Annotated in this window: 16 protein-coding genes and 2 pseudogenes; 7 read left to right on the forward strand and 11 right to left on the reverse strand. The window is 65.2% G+C overall.

Annotation, left to right across the window (positions count from 1 at the left end):
* Positions 1 to 17: 17 nt before the first annotated feature.
* From katG to ribBA, 8 genes and pseudogenes are all read right to left on the reverse strand, one after another.
* Complete coding sequence (gene katG, locus LN139_RS06355; protein WP_236359195.1) at positions 18 to 2,273, reverse strand: catalase/peroxidase HPI; 2,256 nt, start codon at positions 2,271 to 2,273, stop codon at positions 18 to 20.
* 114 nt (positions 2,274 to 2,387) lie between these two features.
* A complete protein-coding gene (locus tag LN139_RS06360) occupies positions 2,388 to 4,412 on the reverse strand; it encodes a prolyl oligopeptidase family serine peptidase (RefSeq protein WP_236359196.1) in 2,025 nt (674 codons plus the stop codon).
* A gap of 67 nt (positions 4,413 to 4,479) precedes the next feature.
* Positions 4,480 to 5,724: an SLC13 family permease gene (locus LN139_RS06365; RefSeq protein ID WP_236359197.1), complete on the reverse strand. Its 1,245-nt coding sequence runs from the start codon at positions 5,722 to 5,724 to the stop codon at positions 4,480 to 4,482.
* Between the two features lie 61 nt (positions 5,725 to 5,785).
* Positions 5,786 to 6,892: an ABC transporter ATP-binding protein gene (locus LN139_RS06370; protein ID WP_236359198.1), complete on the reverse strand. Its 1,107-nt coding sequence runs from the start codon at positions 6,890 to 6,892 to the stop codon at positions 5,786 to 5,788.
* Positions 6,889 to 7,709, reverse strand: a pseudogene (locus LN139_RS06375) (ABC transporter permease). Before LN139_RS06375 ends, LN139_RS06370 begins: the two are co-directional and overlap by 4 nt.
* Positions 7,710 to 7,712: 3 nt before the next feature.
* Positions 7,713 to 8,633, reverse strand: coding sequence for an ABC transporter permease (locus LN139_RS06380; RefSeq protein WP_236359199.1), 921 nt, complete (start codon positions 8,631 to 8,633; stop codon positions 7,713 to 7,715).
* Positions 8,618 to 9,646, reverse strand: coding sequence for an ABC transporter substrate-binding protein (locus LN139_RS06385; RefSeq protein ID WP_236359200.1), 1,029 nt, complete (start codon positions 9,644 to 9,646; stop codon positions 8,618 to 8,620). The genes LN139_RS06380 and LN139_RS06385 overlap by 16 nt, the downstream gene beginning before the upstream one ends.
* Before the next feature lie 184 nt (positions 9,647 to 9,830).
* The gene (ribBA, locus tag LN139_RS06390; RefSeq protein WP_236359201.1) at positions 9,831 to 10,940 is read right to left on the reverse strand and encodes a bifunctional 3,4-dihydroxy-2-butanone-4-phosphate synthase/GTP cyclohydrolase II; all 1,110 of its coding nucleotides are present in this window, start codon (positions 10,938 to 10,940) and stop codon (positions 9,831 to 9,833) included.
* An 81-nt stretch (positions 10,941 to 11,021) separates the two neighbouring features.
* On the opposite strand from ribBA, the gene LN139_RS06395 reads away from it, so the two are divergent.
* Complete coding sequence (locus LN139_RS06395) at positions 11,022 to 11,312, forward strand: DUF1330 domain-containing protein (protein WP_236359202.1); 291 nt, start codon at positions 11,022 to 11,024, stop codon at positions 11,310 to 11,312.
* Here LN139_RS06395 and sulA read toward each other — a convergent pair whose 3' ends face one another.
* Both sulA and lexA read right to left on the reverse strand, forming a co-directional pair.
* A complete protein-coding gene (sulA, locus tag LN139_RS06400; protein WP_236359203.1) occupies positions 11,313 to 11,786 on the reverse strand; it encodes an SOS-induced cell division inhibitor SulA in 474 nt (157 codons plus the stop codon).
* 13 nt (positions 11,787 to 11,799) lie between these two features.
* The gene (gene lexA, locus LN139_RS06405) at positions 11,800 to 12,408 is read right to left on the reverse strand and encodes a transcriptional repressor LexA (protein WP_236359204.1); all 609 of its coding nucleotides are present in this window, start codon (positions 12,406 to 12,408) and stop codon (positions 11,800 to 11,802) included.
* Positions 12,409 to 12,596: 188 nt separating this feature from the next.
* Here lexA and LN139_RS06410 point away from each other — a divergent pair, with 188 nt between their 5' ends.
* Genes LN139_RS06410 through LN139_RS06420 form a run of 3 tightly spaced genes read left to right on the forward strand, consistent with a single transcriptional unit; the run spans position 12,597 to position 15,119 of the window.
* On the forward strand, positions 12,597 to 13,301 hold the full coding sequence (locus tag LN139_RS06410) for a TetR/AcrR family transcriptional regulator (RefSeq protein WP_236359205.1): 705 nt from the start codon (positions 12,597 to 12,599) through the stop codon (positions 13,299 to 13,301).
* A 58-nt stretch (positions 13,302 to 13,359) separates the two neighbouring features.
* Positions 13,360 to 14,370, forward strand: a complete 1,011-nt coding sequence (nagZ, locus tag LN139_RS06415; RefSeq protein ID WP_236359206.1) for a beta-N-acetylhexosaminidase — start codon at positions 13,360 to 13,362, stop codon at positions 14,368 to 14,370.
* 14 nt (positions 14,371 to 14,384) lie between these two features.
* Positions 14,385 to 15,119, forward strand: a complete 735-nt coding sequence (locus LN139_RS06420) for an S-methyl-5'-thioinosine phosphorylase (RefSeq protein WP_236359207.1) — start codon at positions 14,385 to 14,387, stop codon at positions 15,117 to 15,119.
* On the opposite strand, the gene LN139_RS06425 is transcribed toward LN139_RS06420, so the two are convergent.
* On the reverse strand, positions 15,040 to 15,666 hold the full coding sequence (locus LN139_RS06425; protein WP_236359208.1) for a TetR/AcrR family transcriptional regulator: 627 nt from the start codon (positions 15,664 to 15,666) through the stop codon (positions 15,040 to 15,042). The genes LN139_RS06420 and LN139_RS06425 overlap by 80 nt on opposite strands.
* A 289-nt stretch (positions 15,667 to 15,955) precedes the next feature.
* Here LN139_RS06425 and LN139_RS06430 point away from each other — a divergent pair, with 289 nt between their 5' ends.
* From LN139_RS06430 to LN139_RS06440, 3 genes and pseudogenes are all read left to right on the forward strand, one after another.
* On the forward strand, positions 15,956 to 16,984 hold the full coding sequence (locus tag LN139_RS06430) for an efflux RND transporter periplasmic adaptor subunit (RefSeq protein WP_329611017.1): 1,029 nt from the start codon (positions 15,956 to 15,958) through the stop codon (positions 16,982 to 16,984).
* Positions 16,962 to 20,092, forward strand: a pseudogene (locus LN139_RS06435) (multidrug efflux RND transporter permease subunit). The gene LN139_RS06430 and the pseudogene LN139_RS06435 overlap by 23 nt, the downstream one beginning before the upstream one ends.
* A gap of 239 nt (positions 20,093 to 20,331) precedes the next feature.
* Positions 20,332 to 20,673 (forward strand): hypothetical protein, encoded by a 342-nt coding sequence (locus LN139_RS06440; protein WP_236359210.1) that lies wholly within the window; start codon positions 20,332 to 20,334, stop codon positions 20,671 to 20,673.
* The last annotated feature ends 60 nt before the right edge of the window (positions 20,674 to 20,733 follow it).

Below are 20,733 nucleotides of genomic sequence, written 5' to 3' on the forward strand. Positions count from 1 at the left end.
CCTGTTGCATGCCTGCCTCAGCTGCGCAGGTCGAAGCGGTCCAGGTCCATCACCTTGGCCCAGGCCTTGATGAAGTCACTCACGAACTTTTCCTGGGCATCCTCGCTGGCGTACACCTCGGCGATCGCGCGCAGCTGCGCATGGGCGCCGAATACCAGGTCGACACGGGTCGCGGTCCAGCGGCGCTGGCCACTGGCCCGGTCGAACCCGGTGAAGGTCTCCGAGGCGTCGCTGTCGGCTTTCCACTCGGTGGCCATGTCCAGCAGGTTGACGAAAAAGTCGTTGCTGAGCGTGCCTGCGTGTTGCGTGAGCACGCCGTGCTGGCTTCCTGCAGCATTGGCGCCCAGCACGCGCAGGCCAGCGACCAGCACGCTCATTTCCGGCGCGGTGAGCGTCAACAGTTGCGCGCGGTCTACCAGCAACGCCTCACTCAGGTGCCCGTAAGCGCCTTTCTGGAAGTTGCGGAACCCGTCCGCTGCTGGCTCCATCACGCTGAACGACTCCACATCCGTCTGCGCCTGGCTGGCGTCGACCCGGCCCGGGCTGAACGGCACTGGCTGCGCATGGCCGGCGGCTTTGGCCGCCTGCTCCAGCGCCGCACAGCCGCCGAGCACGATCAGGTCCGCCAGCGACACCTGCTTGCCGCCACTGGCCGCCTGATTGAAGCGCGCCTGGATCGCTTCCAGCACCGGCAGCACCTTGGCCAGTTCCGCCGGCTGGTTGACCGCCCAGTCCTTTTGCGGCGCCAGGCGCAGCCGGCCGCCGTTGGCGCCGCCGCGTTTGTCCGAGCCACGGAAGCTGGCCGCTGCGGCCCAGGCTGTGCTGATCAGTTGCACGGTGCTCAGGCCGCTGTCGAGCAGCTCGGTTTTGAGGGTTTCGATGTCGGCAGCGTCCACCAGCGCGTAGTGGCGTGCCGGCAGCGGGTCTTGCCAGAGCAGTTCCTCGGTCGGGGTTTCCGGCCCGAGATAACGCGCCAGCGGGCCCATGTCGCGGTGAGTGAGCTTGAACCAGGCGCGGGAAAAGGCTTCGGTCAGTTCCTCGGGGTGCTCCATGAAGCGGCGAGCGATCTTTTCGTAAGCCGGGTCGAAGCGCAGCGCCAGGTCAGAGGTGAGCATGGTCGGGGCGTGTCGCCTGGCCGGGTCGTGCGCATCGGGCACGGTGCCAGCGCCGCCGTTGTTCTTCGGCCGCCACTGGTGAGCGCCGGCGGGGCTTTTGGTCAGTTCCCACTCGAAGGTGAACAGGTTGGTCAGGTACTCGTTGCTCCAGCGCGTCGGCGTGGAGGTCCAGGTCACTTCCAGGCCGCTGGTGATCGCGTCCTTGCCCACGCCGCTGTTGAAGCTGCTCTTCCAGCCCAGGCCTTGCTGCTCCAGGGGCGCGGCTTCAGGCTCCGGACCCACATGGGTGGCTGGGCCTGCGCCATGGGTTTTGCCGAAGGCGTGGCCGCCGGCGATCAGGGCCACGGTCTCTTCGTCGTTCATGGCCATGCGGCCGAAGGTTTCGCGGATGTCCTTGGCCGAGGCGACCGGGTCGGGGTTGCCTTCCGGCCCTTCGGGGTTCACGTAGATCAGGCCCATCTGCACCGCAGCCAGTGGGTTTTCCAGGTTACGCCCGGCAGGGCCGGTGCGGCTTTGTTCGCTGCCGTGCAGTTCTGCCTCGGCCGTGGTGGTGCCGGAACCCGCGCTTGCGTAACGGCTGTCGCCGCCCAGCCAGGTAGTTTCCGAACCCCAGTACACGTCCTCCTCAGGTTCCCATACGTCGGCCCGCCCGCCCGAGAAGCCGAAGGGTTTGAGCCCCATGGTTTCCAGCGCGACGTTGCCGGTGAGGATGATCAGGTCGGCCCAGGAAATCTTGTTGCCGTACTTGCGCTTGATCGGCCAGATCAGCCGGCGCGCCTTGTCGAGGCTGACGTTGTCGGGCCAGCTGTTGAGCGGGGCGAAGCGCTGCTGGCCGGCGCCAGCGCCGCCACGGCCGTCACCGACGCGATAGGTGCCGGCGCTGTGCCAGGCCATGCGCACGAACAGCGGGCCGTAGTGGCCGAAGTCGGCCGGCCACCAGGGCTGGGAGTCGGTCATCAGGGCGCGCAGGTCTTGCTTTACAGCTTCCACGTCGAGGCTCTTGAAGGCCTTGGCGTAGTCGAAGGCTTCCCCCATCGGGTCGCTGAGCGAAGAGTGCTGGTGCAGGATCTTCAGGTTCAGTTGCTTGGGCCACCAATCCTTGTTGGTGGTGCCTCCACCCGCTGCATGCTGGAAGGGGCATTTGGGTGTGTTGGACATCGGGGCTTTCCTCTTTGGAGGTCGCCGGCAGCGCCCAGGCGCGCCGGTGACGGGTTATCCCTGGCATGACGGCACGGTCCGTCGCTCACAAGCATAGCCATTGTCTGTGAAGGTTCAGCCCTGTTCGAGCTGGGTGATCAGAAACGCCAGCCGCTCGGCCGCTCGCTGCTGCTGGTTGGCCTGCGCCGCGCTGCCGGCGTGGCCGCCGTCCATTTCGGTATGGAACACCAGCCAGTGGTTGTCAGCCTTGCGTGCTCGCAGTTTGGCGACCCACTTCGCCGGCTCCCAGTAGGGCACCAGCGGGTCGTTGAAGCCGGCGGTGACCATCAGCGCGGGATAGGCTTGGGCAGTGACGTTTTCGTAGGGGGCGTAGGCGGCGATCACCCTGTAGGCGTCAGGCTCCTGTGGATTGCCCCACTCGGCGTAGTCGGGGATGGTCAGTGGCAGGCTGTCGTCGAGCATGCTGTTGAGCACATCCACGAACGGCACCTGGGCGATGGCCGCTGCGAACAGCTCCGGCCGCTGGTTGAGCACAGCGCCGACCAACAGGCCGCCCGCGCTTTCACCCTGGATGGCCAGCCGGCCTGGCTGGGTAAAGCCTTGGGCGATCAGGTGTTCGGCGCAGGCGATGAAATCGCCGAAGGTATTGGGTTTGTTGCCCAGCCGCCCAGCGTGGTGCCACTGCGGCCCAAGTATTCCACCGCCGCGCACGTGGGCGATGGCCAGCACATAGCCGCGGTCGAGCAGGCTCAGCTCTGCAAGCTTGAAGCGCGGATCTTCGCTGATGTTGTAGGCGCCATAGCCGCTGAGCACGGTGGGCGCCGGGAATCGAGCATCTGTGCGATAGGCCAGGCTGATCGGCACCTGGGTGCCGTCACTGGCGCTGGCCCAGAGGCGTTGAATGCGGTAATGGCCGCTGTCGAAGCCGCCGCCGACGTTTGCCTGCTGGAGTAAGCTGCATTGCAGCGTCTCCAGGTCGAGCTCCCAGATTTGCTCCGCAAGCGTGAAGCTTTCCAGGCTCAAGCGCAGGCGCGGAAGTTCGAAGCCGAGGCTGTCGGTGACCTGCAGGCTGTAACTTTCATACGCCTGGGTCACTCGGCACGAGGCCTGGCACGGCTTGTGGATTTCCAGCTGCGCCAGGCCCTGTTCGCGCAAACTCACTACCAGCGCTGTTCGTTCGGGGTAAAGCTCGGTGAGCACGATGCCTGGCCGCGCTGCAATCAATGTCGCCCATTGGGCCTGGTTGGGTAGGGAGCCTGCGGTGCTCCACTGATAGTGCACTTCGCCTTCCAGTGCGGTGGCGTGGTCGCGCATGAACCAGCAGGGCGCGCCGTTCATGCAGCCGTGGTCCACGTAGTAACGTGCGTTCTCAGCCCGTTGCCGTACGCGGGTCGGCGGCCTTTCGAGGTGGTGCGCATCGAGCACCCAGGCTTCGCTGCTGGCCGGGCTCTCGATACTCAGGATCAGGTAATCGCCGGATGCGCTGCGCTGGCAGCCGCTGGGGAGGTAGGCGGGGTCGTGCTCCTCGATCACGCTCAACGGCTGGTCGTCACCCAGAGTGAAGCGGTAGAAGGCGTTCGGGCGCCAGCCATCGCTGGCCAGTGCGATGTAAAGGATGCTCCGGCTGTCGTTGCCCCAGGCCAGCAGGCCAAGGCTGTCGGGGCCGGGTACGACGGTGGTATGGCCGGTGTCCAGGTCCTTGATGTGCAGGCGATAGCGCTGGCTGCCGTCGTCGGCGAGGCTGTAGGCGAGGTAGCGGTGGTCGGGGCTGGGTTGCGTCTGGCGCACATCGATGTGGTCGCCTTCGCCGAGGGTGTTCACATCCAGCAGCAGCTGCCCGGTGGCCTCCGGGTTGGCGACCGGCCGGCGATAGTGCCTGGAGTAGGGCTCGTCGGTGCCCTGCTGCTGGTAGTAGGCCCAGGGACCGATCACCAGGCCCAGGTCGGGTTGAGTTGTGCCGGGTTGACGCTGCTCGAACTCCCACAGCAGTTGCTGCTGCAAGGTCTCGGTGCTGGCCAGGGTGGCTTGGTAGTGTGCGTTTTCCTCGGCCAGGTACGCCTTGGCGGCCTCCTGATCGGTGCGCAGCCAGGCATAGGGATCGTTGCCGTCGGCCACAGTGGCCACAGGTGCGGTTGGCATCTCGGGTTACCTCTTGAAAAGGGGCCCGGAGCATGTTTTGCCGCACGCGTTCGTTGGCTTTAGAAAGCTACCACACCATCCACAGCGCCGCGATCAAGGCCGGGGGCATTACCAGCGCACCGATGCCCAGAAAACGCCAGGCGCCCATGTGCAGGCCTTCACGGCGCAGCGCAGCCAGCCAGAGCAGGGTGGCCAGCGAGCCGGTGATCGAGAGGTTCGGCCCAAGGTCTACACCGATGGCCAGTGCTGCGACGCTGGTTTCCGGTAGCGGCGCCAGGTTCGGCAAGGCACCCGCTGCCAGGCCTACTGGCAGGTTATTGGCCAGGTTGCTCGCCAGCGCAGCACCGACCCCGGCCAGCCAGGGTGCCCACTGCGGGTGCTGTTCGGCCACAGTATGCAGCTGTTGCGCCAGCAGGCTCAGCCAGCCGTCGCGCTGCACCGCCTCCACCAGCACGAACAGTGCCGCCACCAGCGGCAACACGCTCCAGCTCACAGCACGCAGTTCGGCCCACGGCGCGCGGCGCTGCACCAGTGCGACCACCAGGGCGGTGCCGGCGCCGGCAAGCAGGGTCGGCAAACCCAGCGCCCAGCCTTGCAGCGACACCACTACGAGCCCTACCGCGGTCAGGCTCAAGCCCAGCGCCGCCACCTTGGCCGGCGCTTCCAGCGGCTTTTGTGCAGGCGCTGCCGCCACGGGTGCCCGCAGGTGCTGGCGCTGAATCAGCCGCAGCACTGCCCAGGTCAGGCCGATGGCTGCCAGCGACGGCAGGCCGAAACGTGCCAGCCAACTGGCCAGCGGCGGCATGGCATGGCCGAAGATCACCAGGTTGGCCGGGTTGGAAATGGGCAGCACGAAGCTGGCGGCGTTGGCCACGAAGGCGCAGATCAACAGGTAAGGCAGCGGCTCCACTTTGGCCTGGCGCGCGGCGGCGTACACCGCCGGCGTCATCACCACCGCCGTGGCGTCGTTGGAGAGGAACACCGTTACCACTACGGCCACTACATAAAGCAGATCGAACAGCCGTGTGCCGCTGCCGCCTGCCTGGCGCAGCGCCAACGTGGCCAGCCAATCGAACAGGCCTTGTTCGCGGGCCACTTCAGCGAGCAGCATCATGCCGATCAGGAACAGGTAGACATCCAGGCCTTCACCCACCGCGTGCCAGGCCGCCTGCCACGGCAGCAGGCCGGCCAGCAGCAGGATCAGCGCGGCTGCGCTGGGCCAGATGAATTCGGGCAGGCGCCAGGGGCGCATCAGCAGGAGGAGGGTGCTGGCCAGGGAGATGACCAGGGTCAACAGGGCAGGGTTCGGCATCAAGGCAGTGCGCCACACAGGGGAGGAATGTGGCGCACTGTAGCCTAACGGCGAAGCGGCGTCAGGCGCTGTATATGCAGGCGTCCGCTGCGGCCCAGCGCACCTTCACCGTGTCGCCGGGCTTGAACGGCAGGCCGGTGGCCGACAGCGCGCGCACGGTCAGTTCCGTGCCACCGGCAGTGACCACCGAACAGGTCTGGCTTTCACCCAGAAACAGCAGCTCGCTGACAGTAGCACTCACCTCGTTCCAGCCCGGCGGCAGCGGGTTGGTGGCCGCATCCGCCTGGCTCAACGCCAGGGCTTTCTCTGGCCGCACCATCAGGCGCAGCGCATCACCGGTACGGTGCTCGCTGCTCAAGCGCATGGCCAGGCCCTGGCCCTCGAAACTGGCCGCGCCTTGCCCGGTGGCGGTCACATCAAGGAAGTTGGAGTTGCCCAGGAACGAGGCAACGAAGGCATTGGGCGGGTCCTGATAGAGCGACACGCCGCTGCCCAGGCCGACGATCTTGCCGTGGCTGAAGATCGCGATGCGCTGCGACAGGCGCATGGCTTCTTCCTGATCGTGGGTCACGTAGACGATGGTCAGCCCGAGGCGACGGTGCAGCTGGCGCAGCTCGTCCTGCAGGTCTTCGCGCAGTTTTTTGTCCAGTGCGCCCAGCGGTTCGTCCATCAGCAGGATGCGTGGCTCGTACACCAGCGCCCGGGCAATAGCGACGCGTTGTTGCTGGCCGCCGGACAGTTGCGCCGGGCGGCGGTTGGCGAAGGCCTCCAGCTGCACCAGGCGCAGCATGGCGTCGACCTTGCGTTCGCGCTCGGCCGCGTCGAGTTTGCGGATGGCCAGCGGGAAGGCGATGTTGTCGCGCACCGACAGGTGCGGGAACAGCGAGTAGCGCTGGAACACCATGCCAATGCCGCGCTTGTGCGGCGGTACGTTGACCAGGTCCTTGCCACCGACTTCGATGGCCCCGGAGCTGGGCGTTTCGAAGCCGGCGAGCATCGACAGCGTGGTGCTTTTGCCCGAGCCGCTGGAGCCGAGGAAGGTAAGGAACTCGCCCTCCTGGATGTCCAGCGACAGGTTGTCCACGGCCACGAAGTTGCCGTAATGCTTGTTAAGGTTGCGCAGGCTCACCAGGGGCTGGCGCGAAGAGTCTTGGAAGATGGCGTTCATGGCAGTTCCTGAAGTCGAGCTTCGGAGCGCCGGCGCAGGCCGGCAGCAATCAGCATCACCAGCACCGACAGGCCGATCAGCAGCGTCGAGGCGACGGCGATCACCGGGGTCAGGTCCTGGCGCAAGGTGGTCCACATTTTACCGGCAAGGTCTGCAGGCTGGGGCTGGCCATCATCACGCTCAGCACCACTTCATCCCAGGAGATCAGAAAGGCGAACAGCGCACCGGCCACCATGCCTGGGCGAATGGCCGGGAAGGTCACTTTCGCCACCGCCTGCCAGCGTGAGCAGCCGCAGATCACTGCGGCATCCTCGATGGAGCGGTCGAACAGCTTGAGCGAGTTGATGATCGAGATCACCGTGAAGGGCAGGGCGACGATCACGTGGCTCACCACGAAAGCGAACAACGTGCCGGTCAGCCCCAGCTTGAGAAACAGCGCATACACCGCCACGGCGATGATCACCAGCGGCACGATCATCGGCAGGGTGAACAGCCCGTAGAGCAGGTCACGCCCCGGGAACTGGCCGCGCACCAGGGCAAAAGCGGTGGGCAGGCCCAGGGCCACGGCCAACACGGTGGTCAGCACCGCCACCTTCAGGCTGGAGAGTGCCGCGTCCATCCAGTCGGGGTTGGCGAAAAACTGCCCGTACCATTTGAGCGTCCAGCCCGGTGGCGGGAACACCAGCCACTGGGAGGAGCCGAACGACAGCAGCACGATGAACACGATCGGCAGCAGCAGGAACAGCGCGATGATCGCCGTAGTGCCGTACAAACCCAGGCGCAGCTTCCGGCCCAGGGCATTGGGGGTCAACAGCATGGGTCACCTCCCGTGGCTGGAGCCGACCGGGGATTCCGGTTGCAGCTTCAGGTAGCAGTAGAACAGCACCAGGGTAATCAGGATCAACAAGGCCGCGGCGGCACTCGCCAGGCCCCAATCGAGGAACGATTGCACCTGCTGCACGATGAATTCCGGCAACATCATGTTTTGCGCACCGCCCAGCAACGCAGGCGTGATGTAGTAACCCAAGGCCATCACGAACACCATCAGCGCCCCGGAGAACAGCCCCGGCCGGCACAGCGGAATGAACACCCGCCAGAAGTTGGTCCAGGGGCTGGCGCCACAGACGGCACCGGCTTGCAGCACCATCGGGTCGATGGCCTGCATGGTCGCCTGCAGCGGCAGCACGATGAAGGGGATCATGATGTAGGTCATGCCGATGGTGACGCCGGTGAGGTTATGCACCAGTTCCAGCGGCTGGCTGATGATGCCCAGCGCCATCAGCGCCTTGTTCACCACGCCCGAGGCTTGCAGCAGCACCAGCCACGCATAGCTGCGGGCAAGCAGGCTGGTCCACATCGACAGCAGCACGATATTGAGCAGCCAGCGGCCCCAGCCACGCGGCACCAGGGTGATCGCCCAGGCCAATGGAAAGCCCAGCAACACACTGAACACCGTCACCAGCGCAGCTACCGAGAAGGTGTTGAACAGCACACGGGCGTAGGCCGAGTTGGCGAACAGCTCGGCGTAGTTGTGCAGCCCCGGGGTGGGTTCGAGCACCCCGCGCAGCAGCAGCCCGATCAGCGGGGCGAAGAAGAACAGGCCAAGAAACAGCAGCGCCGGCACCAGAATGCGGGCACCGCGCCACGGGCTGCGGGCATGGCTCTGCCCAAGGGCGGCGCCAGAGGCGCCCCCCGAGGTCAGTGCGTGAGCGCGCGATTGCACTTTCACTTCACCAGCCATTCGTTCCACCGTGCCGCGATCGCAGGGCCGTTCTTGGCCCAGTACGCGTAGTCCAGAGTGATCTGCTCGTCTTTGTAGGCAGAAGGCTGGCTCTTGGCCAGGGTCGAATCCAGGCGCGCGGTGCTGTCGACGTTGACCGGTGCATACGCCGTGGCGTTGGCAAAGTCAGCCTGGCCCTTGGCACCGCTGGCGGTCGCCAGGAACTTCATCGCGGCGTCCTTGTTCTTGGCACCTTTGGGCACCACAAGGAAGTCGGCCATGATCAGGTTCTGCTTCCAGCTCACGCCGACCGGGGCGCCGTCCTGCTGCAGGGCGAACAGGCGGCCGTTCCAGAACTGGCCGAGGCTCGCCTCACCCGAGGCCAGCAGTTGCTGGGATTGGGCGCCACCGCCCCACCAGACGATGTCCTTCTTGATGGTGTCGAGCTTTTTGAAGGCGCGGTCCAGGTCGAGCGGGTAGAGCTTGTCCTTCGGCACGCCATCGGCAAGCAGGGCCAGTTCGAGCACGCCGGGGCTCGCCCATTTGTACAGCGCGCGCTTTCCGGGGTATTTGGCGGTGTCGAACAGCGCGCTCCAGTCCTCGGGCTTGTTGGCGCCGAGCTTGGATTCGTTGTAGCCCAATACGAAGGAGAAGTAGAAAGAACCGACGGCATGGTCGGAAACGAAGCGGGGGTCGATCTTGCTGCGATCGATGGTGTTGAAGTCGAGCGGCTCGAGCAGGCCTTCACTGGCAGCGCGCAGGGCAAAGTCGGCTTCTACGTCGACCACATCCCATTGCACGTTGCCACTTTCGACCATGGCCTTGAGCTTGCCGTAGTCGGTCGGGCCGTCCTGGACCACCTTGATGCCGGTGGCTTTGGTGAATGGCGTCGCCCAGGCGTCTTTTTGCGCATCCTGGGTGGTACCGCCCCAACTTACGAAATTCAGGGACTGGTCGGCCGCTTGCGCCGCGCCCATGCCCATCGCCAGCACGCCGGCGGCCAGGGCCGACATCGCCCACTTGTTGAACACCATGTTGTACGCCCTCGCTTTGTTGTGTTTATGCGGGCTTCGCGCCCGCGTTCTTTCGGGAGCAGTTGGTCCAGGGGACTCAAGAATCGACCTGATCGGGCGCCATTGTTGGTGCGTTTCTGGCAGCGCCCTGATCGCCTACAGTCTGGAATGTCATATTATGGTATTCCAAACTTTGTGCAAGCCCTCAGCCGGTGAAAGGGATGTTCTCCACCACCTCCAGATCGTAGCCGGCAAGGCCGGTGTACTTGATCGGAGGGCCGAGGTGCCGCAGTTTGCCCACGCCCAGGTCTTGCAGGATCTGCGCGCCGGTGCCCACTTCCGAATAGCTGCGAGTGGCGCCTGGGGTAAAGCGCTTGGGGGGCTGGGTGAGCTGCGGCACGCGCTCGAGCAATGCCTGAGAGGATTCGTGGTTGGCCAGCACCACGACGACACCATGGCCCTCGGCGGCCACTTTTTCGAGCGCCGCCCACAGCGTCCAGTTGGCGGGGCCGGTGTATTCAGCGCCGACCAGATCGCGTAATGGGTCGATCACGTGTACCCGAACCAGGGTAGGTTGGTCGTGGCGAAGCTGGCCCATCACCATGGCCATGTGTACGCCGCCGGTGAGGCGGTCCTCGTAGCTGATCAAGCGAAACTCGCCGTGCACGGTGGGCAGGTCACGCTCACCGATCCGCGCGACGGTGTGTTCGTTGGCCAGGCGGTACTGGATGAGGTCGGCGATGCTGCCGATGCGCAGCCCGTGCTGGCGGGCGAAGGCTTCCAGCTCCGGGCGCCTTGCCATGCTGCCGTCTTCGTTCATTACCTCGACGATGACCGACGCAGGCGTGAGGCCGGCAAGGCGCGCCAGGTCGCAGCCCGCTTCGGTATGGCCGGCGCGAGTGAGCACACCGCCTTCGCGGGCGCGCACCGGGAAGATATGGCCGGGTTGCACGATGTCATCGGCACACGCGTTCGGCGCCACGGCAGCCGCCACAGTGCGGGCTCTGTCAGCGGCGGAAATGCCGGTGGTCACACCGGTGGCGGCCTCGATCGAAACGGTAAAGGCGGTGGAGAAGCCACTGCCATTGGTGGGGACCATCTGCTCCAGGCCCAGCCGAATGCAGTGCTCGTCGGTGAGGGTGAGGCAGATCAGCCCGCGCGCCTCTCGGGCCATGAAGTTGATAGCGGCTGCGTCGCAATGGTCGGCGGCCAGCAGCAGGTCACCTTCGTTTTCGCGATCTTCGTCGTCGACCATCAAGACCATCTTGCCTTGGCGAAAGTCTTCGATGATTGCGTCTATGGAGTCGAATGGCATGGCGTATTCTCACGGTGTGCGGCAGTTGAAAACCGTGGTATACCATAATACGTAAAGCTCGACAGCATGGAGAACAAACACATGAAAGGCTATTGGATCGCGCAGGTCGAAGTGAGTGACCCAACGCAATACAGCGAATACACAAGCCGCGCACCGGCGGCGTTCAAGAAGTACGGTGGGCGTTTCCTGGCCCGCGGCGGGCGAAGCGAAGCCTTGGAAAGCGGCCCGGCGGCGTCGCGCAATGTAGTGATCGAGTTCGACTCTTACGAGCAAGCGATCGCGTGCTATCGCTCGGCTGAGTATCAGGAGGCGATGGCCCACCGGCAGGGTGCGGGGTCGGCGAAAATCACCATCGTCGAAGGGGTGGAGTGATTACCCCAGGCGAATATTCAGGCTTTGCGCCTGGCCTTGCTCTGCAGCGCGTGCCAATTGCCGGCGGGCGGTCACATTCAAAGGGTTGAGCCAGCTCACCACCGTGTGGCTCTTGCCCAGCCGTAGCACGTCGCACACCAGTGCCTGGGACGACTGGCCGGCCCTGGGTTGCAGCAACAGGATGCGTTCACGGTTCAGGCCCGCATCGCGCAACCAGGCGTGGGTGAGTGCCGCAGGTGGCGCGACCAGCGTGAGCCAGCGGCTTTCGCCAGCCTGGCTGAGGGCGCTCAGAATTGGGGCCATCAGGCTCATGCAGCTTCCCGCGGACCCTTTCAACGCCAGTTCGCTGAAGACGTCTTCCATGGTGTGCTCAGGCTCCGTGGGTTCGAACAGCGGCTTGGCCGCTGGCGCCATGAACGCTTCGAACAAGGGCAGTTGGCCCTGCCCGGTTACCGCGGGAATACACTGCTGCATATGCTGCCTCCGGTTAGCGGCGGATAACGCCGACACTCAGCCCCTCGATCACCACGTCCTGCTCTCGAAGATCGACTTCGATAGGGGCGAACTCGGGGTTTTCTGCCAGCAGGCGAACCTTGTGGCCGCTGCGCTGGAAACGTTTGACGGTGACTTCCTCACCAATGCGCGCCACCACGATCTGGCCATTGCGCGCTTCGCGGCAGGTGTGTACCGCAAGCAGGTCGCCATCGAAAATGCCGACGTCCTTCATGCTCATGCCGTGCACGCGTAACAGGTAATCGGCACGCGGATGGAAGAATGAAGGGTTGATGTTGCAGGACTCTTCGATGTGCTGTTGGGCGAGAATGGGAGCGCCGGCGGCGACACGGCCGATGATGGGCAGGGTGTCCTCGTTGCGCGCTTCGCTCGCGCCCGGGATACGGATGCCACGGCTGGCGCCGGGGGTCATCTCGATCGCGCCTTTGCGTGCCAGTGCCTTGAGGTGTTCTTCTGCGGCATTGGGCGACTTGAAACCCAGTTGCTGGGCGATTTCGGCGCGGGTCGGCGGGAAACCGTTCTCGTCGATGCAGCGCCGGATGAAGGCCAGGATCTCCGCCTGGCGGGGCGTCAGTTTCAGCATGGCAATGGGCTCTGGCTTTTTATACAGTGACTGGAAGTATATACAGTAGAACGGTGTTGGCAACTCTTCTTTTCGCCCCGCCTTGCTTGAAATGCCTGCTCGTACAGCTGGAAAATATTCCGTTACCTTGACAAGCCCGCCTGCTGAAACGTAAGTTTCAAACACCTGTTTGCCCCGCCGGAGACCCCATGGCCCAATCGGAGACCGTAGAACGCATCCTCGATGCCGCTGAACAGCTGTTCGCCGAGAAAGGCTTCGCGGAAACGTCGTTGCGGGTCATCACCGCCAAGGCTGGGGTGAACCTTGCTGCGGTGAACTATCACTTCGGGTCCAAGAAGGCTCTAATTCAGGCGGTGTTCTCACGCTTTCTCGGGCCGTTCTGCGCAAGCCTGGAGCGCGAACTGGAGCGCCGTGCCGCCGAGCCGGAGCCTGCCGCCTCCTTGGAGGAACTGCTGGAGATGCTGGTGGACCAGGCGATGGCGGTGGAGCCACGCAGCCATGATGACCTGTCGATCTTCATGCGTTTGCTGGGCCTTGCCTTCAGTGAGAGCCAGGGCCACCTGCGGCGTTACCTCGAAGACATGTACGGCAAGGTGTTCCGCCGCTACATGTTGCTGGTACACCAGGCCGCGCCCAACGTCGCGCCGCTGGAGCTGTTCTGGCGCGTTCATTTCATGCTTGGTGCCGCGGCCTTCAGCATGTCGGGCATCAAGGCCCTGCGGGCGATTTCCGAGAACGACTTCGGTATGGACACCTCCATCGAGCAGGTGATGCGCCTGATGGTGCCGTTCCTGGCAGCAGGCATGCGCGCCGAAAGCCAGGTCACCGACCCGCGCATGCTCAGTGCCCAGTTGCGCCCTCGCAGCAAGCCGCCCACTGCCGCCAAGGCCTGAGCCAAGCCGGCTTCGATCGGGTACAGTAGCGGCTTTTGAGCCACTGCAAGGACGTCACATGCCCTCCAGCCTCCACGGCGCCCTGATGGTCGACATCGCGGGCACCTGGCTGACCGCCGAAGACCGCCACCTGCTGCGCCAGCCCGAAGTGGCCGGCCTCATTCTATTTGCCCGCAACATCGACCATCCGCGCCAGGTGCGCGACCTCTGCCAGGCCATCCGTGCCATCCGCCCCGACCTCATCCTGGCGGTCGACCAGGAAGGCGGCCGTGTGCAACGCCTGCGCCAGGGCTTCGTCAAGCTGCCGGCCATGCGCGCCATCGCCAGTTGCCCTGGCGCCGAGGCGCTGGCCGAGCATTGCGGCTGGCTGATGGCTACCGAAGTGCTGGGCGTCGGGCTCGACCTCTCGTTCGCCCCGGTGCTTGACCTCGACTACCAGCGCAGCGCCGTCATCGGCCGGCGTGCCTTCGAAAGCGACCCCGAGCGCGCTACCGAACTGGCTGGGGCCTTCATTCGCGGCATGAACCAGGCCGGCATGGCTGCCTGCGGCAAGCACTTCCCTGGCCACGGCTGGGCGGAGGCCGATTCCCACGTGGCCATCCCGGTGGATGAGCGCGACCTCGACACCTTGCGCCAACAGGATCTGGTCCCGTTCACGCGGCTGGCCGGCCAACTGGCGGCAGTGATGCCCGCGCACGTCATCTACCCGAAGGTCGATGCAGGCCCGGCGGGCTTTTCCCGGCGCTGGTTGCAGGAGATCCTGCGCGGCGAGCTGGGCTTTGACGGCGTGATCTTCAGCGACGACCTCTCGATGGCCGGCGCGCACGTGGTGGGCGATGCCGCAGCGCGGGTCGAAGCGGCCTTCAGCGCCGGCTGCGACATGGGCCTGGTGTGCAACGACCGCGCTGCCGCCGAGCTTGCTCTGAGCGCCGCGCAGCGGCTGAAGGTGACCCCCGCAGCGCGTATCGCACGCATGGCCGGGCAGGGCACCGCCGGGCTGGATTATCGCCAGCAACCTCGCTGGCTCGAAGCGCTGGGCGCACTACGCGCCGCGCACCTGATCGACTGACACGGAGCCTGGCCATGACGGTCTACGCAATCATCGGCGGTACCGGCCTCACTCAACTCGAAGGCCTGCACATCGAACGCACCCTGGCGCTGGACACCCCCTGGGGCGCTCCGTCTTCGGACGTGACGCTGGGCCATTACGCCGGGCGCGAGGTGATGTTCCTCGCCCGCCATGGCCACCCGCACCGCGTCCCGCCGCACAAGGTCAATTACCGGGCCAACCTGTGGGCGCTCGAGCAGGCCGGGGCCGAAGCCGTGTTGGCAGTCAACGCCGTTGGCGGTATTCACCCCGCCATGGTTACCGGGCACTTCTGCGTGCCGCACCAGTTGATCGACTACACCAGCGGCCGCGAGCACACCTACTTCGCCGACGACCTGGAGCAGGTCACGCACATCGACTTCAGCTACCCCTACCACGAGCCTCTACGCCAGCAACTGGTGGCGGCGCTCAAGGCCGAGGGCCTGGCGTTCAGTGATTTCGGCACTTACGGCTGCACCCAGGGGCCACGGCTGGAGACGGCCGGCGAAATCGCGCGGATGGAGCGCGACGGTTGCGACATCGTCGGGATGACCGGCATGCCGGAAGCGGCGCTGGCCCGCGAACTGGGCCTGAGTTACGCAAGCCTGGCGCTGGTGGTGAACCCTGCCGCAGGCAAGGCCCAGGCGGTCATCACCATGGAAGAGATCGAGCAGGCGCTGCGCGATGGTATTGGCCAGGTGAGGGCAGTACTGGCGCGGGTATTGGCTTAAGCCCTGGCGCCATCGAGAAAAACAGCTCCACCGTGCGCGCCGAACCCGCCGGCGCCGCACGCCCGACCCGCTCGGAGTCGATCATCCCGCACAGCAGCGAGGCGAAGAGGTCTGCCAGCACCGGGGCGGGCACGTCGATACGAAACAGCCCGCGCTGCTGGCCGTGCAGAAAGAACGCATCCAACCCGTCCACGTAAGCCTTCCAAGGGCTATAGCGGTCGGCCCAGCGCAGTGCGTCGGGTGTGTACTGAAAGATCAGGAACAGCATCAGCTCACGCTCGGCGAGATGGCGCTCGATCAGCGTGCGCAGCGCCTCGGCGGGGTTTGCCGTCTTCATGTCGACACTTTCGAGCAGGGCCAGCATCACCTGCGAGGTGTGGGTCATGAGCTGATCGACCAATTGCTCACGGGTACCGCAGAGCCGGTGCAGCGTCGCCTTGCTCACACCCACGCTGTCGGCCAGGTTCTTCAGGCTTGCCCGCGGCTGGTCGACGATGGCCACAGCCAAAGCCTTGAACAGGGAATCATCGAGGAGGACGCGACGCATTGAATCGAACCTGCGGCTGCACGTTATGAAGAGGGTGGCCATTGTGCCGAAAACCAGCTGTGACAGAAAGTTAAAAAGTTACTAAAGGTTCCACTGAGACGATATTGTCTCAATGCCTTTTTTGCCTATCATCGCCGTTTCTTGTTGCCTGCCTCGAAGGAACGTCCCATGCCGCGCCTGCGCTTCACTGTCCTAGCCCTTGGCCTGTTGGCCTTGGCGGGGTGTCGAAAAGCCTTCCACTCCCGAACACCCTGCCGCTGAAGCCAAGCCGGTTCAGGTAATAACGACCGTGGCCGAGCCGCTGGAGCTGTTTGCCGAGCTGCCCGGCCGTATCGAGCCGGTACGGGTGGCAGAGGTGCGCGCGCGAGTTGCCGGTGTGGTACTGCACCAGCAGTTCAAGGAAGGCGCCGACGTCAAAGCGGGCGATTTGCTGTTCCAGATCGACCCCGCACCCCTGCGTGCAGCACTGGCACAGGCTCAAGGGGCGTTGGCCCGCGCCCAGGCGCAGGTGGTGGAAGGCCGCGCCAGGCTGGGCCGCTATCAGGCGCTGGCAGAGGTAGAGGCCATCAGCCGCCAGGATGTGGACAGCGCCCGCGCCACTTTGGCCAGTGGCCAGGCCGATGTGCAAAGCGCCCAGGCGCAGGTACAAACTGCACAGTTGAACCTGGGGTATGCCTCGGTCCGCGCCCCGATTGCAGGGCGCATCGGCCGTGCGTTGGTCACAGAAGGTGCGCTGGTGGGGCAGGGCGAGTCGACCCTGCTGGCACGTATTCAGCAACTGGACCCGATCTACGCCGACTTCAGCCAGCCGGCCGCCGATGCGCTGCGCCTGCGCCAGGGCCTTGAAGACGGCAGCCTCGGCAGCGCAGCGGGCCAACCCTTGAGCCTGCAGGTCGATGGCATGGCCCGCCGCACCGAGGGCACCTTGCTGTTCACCGATGTAAGCGTGGACCGCCAGACCGGCCAGCTCGCCTTGCGCGGGCGTTTCGCCAACCCCGACAAGTGGCTGCTGCCAGGGATGTACGTGCGCGTGCGTGCGCCCCAGGGCCTGGAGCCGGCAGCGGTGCTGGTGCCGCAGCGGGCCGTGCAGCGTGACCAGGCCGGCCAGGCAAAGGTGCTGCTGTTGGTCAGCGGCAAGGTCGAGGCTCGCCCAGTCAGCACCGGGGTGATGCGTGATGGCCGCTGGCAGGTCACCCAGGGCCTGGCGCCCGGCGAGCAGGTGATCGTGGGCGGCCCCGCCGGGCTCAACCCGGGTGATGCTGCGCAGGTTGCCGAGCCGGCCGCTGCGCCCTCGGCTGCAAAAGCCACAGCACGATAAGGGGCCGTACCATGTCGCGTTTTTCATCGAACGGCCCAACCTTGCCTGGGTCGTGGCGCTGTTCATCTGCCTCGGTGGGCTGCTGGCGATGCGGCTGCTGCCGGTGTCGCAGTATCCCAACGTGGCGCCGCCACAGATCACCATCACCGCCAGCTACCCCGGTGCCTCGGCGCAGGTGCTGGCCGACACCGTGACCAGCGTGATCGAGGACGAGCTCAACGGCGCCGAGGGGCTGCTGTATTTCGAGTCCACCAGCAACGCCAACGGCATTGTCGAGATCGTGGTCACCTTCAAGCCTGGCATCAGCCCCGAGTTTGCCCAGGTAGATGTACAGAACCGCCTGAAAAAGGCCGAGTCGCGCCTGCCGCAGCCGGTGCTTACCCAAGGCCTGGACGTGCAGCAGACCAGCGCGGGCTTTCTGCTGATCTACGCCCTGAGCTACAAGGCAGGTGCCACGCGTGATGACCCGGTGGCGCTGGCCGATTACGCCGCGCGTAACGTCAACAACGAAATCCGCCGCCTGCCCGGTGTGGGCAAGCTGCAGTTCTTTGCCGCCGAGGCGGCCATGCGCGTGTGGGTTGATCCCCAGGCGCTGATTGGCTACGGGCTTTCGATCAGTGACGTGAGTGCTGCCATCGCTGCGCAGAACATCCAGGTACCGGCCGGGTCGTTCGGCGCCGCACCGGCGGCCAGCACTCAGGAACTGACCGCGACCCTCGCAGTGCAAGGCACCCTCGATACCCCCGAAGCCTTCGGCGAGATCCTGTTGCGGGCCAACCCTGACGGGTCGGTGGTGCGCCTGCGTGATGTGGCGCATATCGCACTGGGCAGCCAGGACTACAACTTCGCTACCCGCCTGGATGGCAAACCGGCCGTGGGTGCTGCGGTGCAGCTGGCGCCGGACGCCAACGCCCTTGCCACGGCCGAAGCGATCCGCCAGCGCCTGGGCGAACTGTCGGTGAATTTCCCCAGCGACATCGAGTGGTCGGTGCCCTATGACACCTCGCTGTTCGTCGATGTCGCCATCGGCAAGGTGTTGCAAACCCTGGTCGAGGCCATGGCGCTGGTGTTCCTGGTGATGCTGCTGTTCCTGCAGAACATTCGCTATACGCTGATCCCCAGCATCGTGGTGCCGGTGTGCCTGCTCGGCACACTGGGGGTGATGTATGCGCTGGGCTTCTCGGTGAACATGCTGACGATGTTCGGCATGGTGCTGGCTATCGGCATCCTGGTGGATGACGCCATTGTGGTGGTGGAGAACGTCGAGCGGCTGATGGCCGAGGAGGGGCTTACCCCGGTGCAGGCGACGATCAAGGCCATGGAACAAGTCTCCGGCGCCATCGTCGGCATCACCCTGGTGCTGGCGGCAGTTTTTCTGCCGCTTGCGTTCATGAGCGGTTCGGTCGGGGTGATCTACCGCCAGTTCTCGCTGTCGCTGGCGGTGTCGATCCTGTTCTCGGGTTTTCTGGCGCTCACTTTCACGCCGGCCCTGTGCGCCACCCTGCTCAAGCCGGTGGCAGCAGGGCATGGGCAAAAGCGCGGCTTTTTCGGGGCCTTCAACCGTGGCTTCGCCCGGCTCACCGAGCGCTACAGCCAGCTCAACCATGCACTGGTGCGCCGCACCGGGCGCCTGATGCTGATCTACGGGGGCATCCTGGTATTGCTGGGGTTCTTCTACCTGCGCCTGCCCGAGTCCTTCGTGCCCATCGAAGACCAGGGTTATCTGATCGTGGACGTGCAACTGCCGCCGAACGCGACCTTGCAACGCACCCTGGCCACCGGCGAGCAGCTTGAGCAGTTCCTCGGCAGCCAGCCGGCAGTGAAGAGCAACTTTCTGATCCTGGGCTTCAGCTTCTCGGGCATGGGTGAAAACGCCGCGCTGGCTTTCCCAACGCTGACCGATTGGTCCAGGCGCGGTGCCGATGCATCGGCCCAGTCGCTCAGTGAGGCGGTCAACAAGCGTTTCGCCACCCATGGCGACGGCACGCTGATGGCGGTGACGCCGCCGCCCATCGATGGCCTCGGCAACTCCGGCGGTTTCGCGCTGCGTTTGCAGGATCGCGCAGGCTTGGGCCGCACGGCGTTGCTGGCCGCCAGGGATCAGGTGCTCGGTGCGATCGCCGGCAACCCGGCGTTTCTCTACGCGATGATGGAAGGCCTGGCCGATGCGCCCCAGTTGCGCCTGGTCATCGACCGTGACAAGGCCCGCACCCTGGGCGTGAGCTTCGACACCCTCAGCCGCGCGTTGTCCACGGCGTTCGGTTCGGCGGTGATCAACGACTTCACCAATGCCGGGCGCCAGCAAAGGGTGGTGGTGCAAGCCGCGCAAGCGGCGCGGATGACCCCGAAAGCGTGATGGGGCTGTACGTGCCCAACGCGCAGGGCGAGCTGGTGCCATTGCGCGCGTTCGTCGACACTCATTGGGAAAGCGGCCCGGTGCAGGTTGCACGCTACAACGGCTACCCGAGCATCCGCATCACCGGCGACGCTGCGCCTGGGGTGAGCACCGGTGCGGCCATGGCAGAGGTTGAAAAAATCCTCGCTCAGCTGCCGGCCGGCATCGGTTACGAATGGACCGGACTCTCCTATCAGGAGCGCATCGCCAGCGGCCAGGCGTCGCAACTCTTTGTGCTGGCCATTGTGGTGGTGTTCCTGCTGCTGGTGGCGCTTTACGAGAGCTGGGCAGTGCCGCTTTCGGTGATGCTGATCGTGCCGGTCGGTGCGCTTGGGGCAGTGCTTGCGGTAACGGTGGCGGGCTTGCCGAACGATGTGTACTTCAAGGTGGGCTTGATCACCATCATCGGGCTGGCGGCCGAGAACGCGATTCTGATCGTCGAGTTCGCCAAGGCCTTGGTCGCCGAGGGCCACAGCCTGCGCGAGGCAGCGGTGATGGCGGCGCGCTTGCGCTTCAGGCCGATCGTGATGACCTCCATGGCGTTCATGTTGGGTGTGATGCCGCTGGTGCTGGCCAACGGCGCAGGTGCGGCCAGCCAGCGGGCCATCGGGACCGGGGTGATCGGCGGCATGCTCAGTGCCACGCTGCTGGGGGTGGTGCTGGTGCCGGTGTTCTTCGTGGCGGTGCTGGGGTTCGCGCGGCGCCGGAAGTAGATTCTGTTCTGCGCCCGCCCGATTCTCCGGGTGGGTGCAGCACGTTCAGACCGCCCGTCTCGAATGTGTAATGGTATTGCAAGGCTACTAGCACAACTGGCCCGGAGCCACTACGCTCTTGGGATCCATCTGCCAAGGAGGCGCGCAAATGCCTGACCACCCCACGTCCACGCCGCTGACCCTCGATTTGCCCAGGCACTCACTCGCTGAGCGAACTGCTCGACAGTCTCAAAACCGCCTTGCGCGAAGACAGCTATCCGGTTGCCACCCCACGCATGTGTGAGTTGGCCCGGGAGGTGGTGAGCATCCGCCACGCCGACTCCTTCGGCTCGCACCTGCATCAGGCGCTGGCCCACCCCGACGAGCCGGTACACCCTCTGTGCATGCTGGCACTGTACGAAGATCTGTTGCCCAGAGTAGGCCGCGAGGTCGGCCTGCGTGCCGGCGGGCCGCCGCACCGTTGGCTGCCCAGCGACATGCCACGCACCCGGGTGCTTGCCAGGCGCTGGCAGCAGTACGCCAATGCGGTGCTCGAAGAAATGAGCCAGGCCATGCGCCGCAGTGCCCAGGCCGGCGCTTGATCGGCCGGCAGGCGATAAGCTCGCGAATTGTCACTATTTTTTGCCTGAAGGCATGTTAAG

Source organism: Pseudomonas sp. KNUC1026 (assembly GCF_021650705.1).
In the GTDB taxonomy this organism is placed as follows: Bacteria; Pseudomonadota; Gammaproteobacteria; order Pseudomonadales; family Pseudomonadaceae; genus Aquipseudomonas.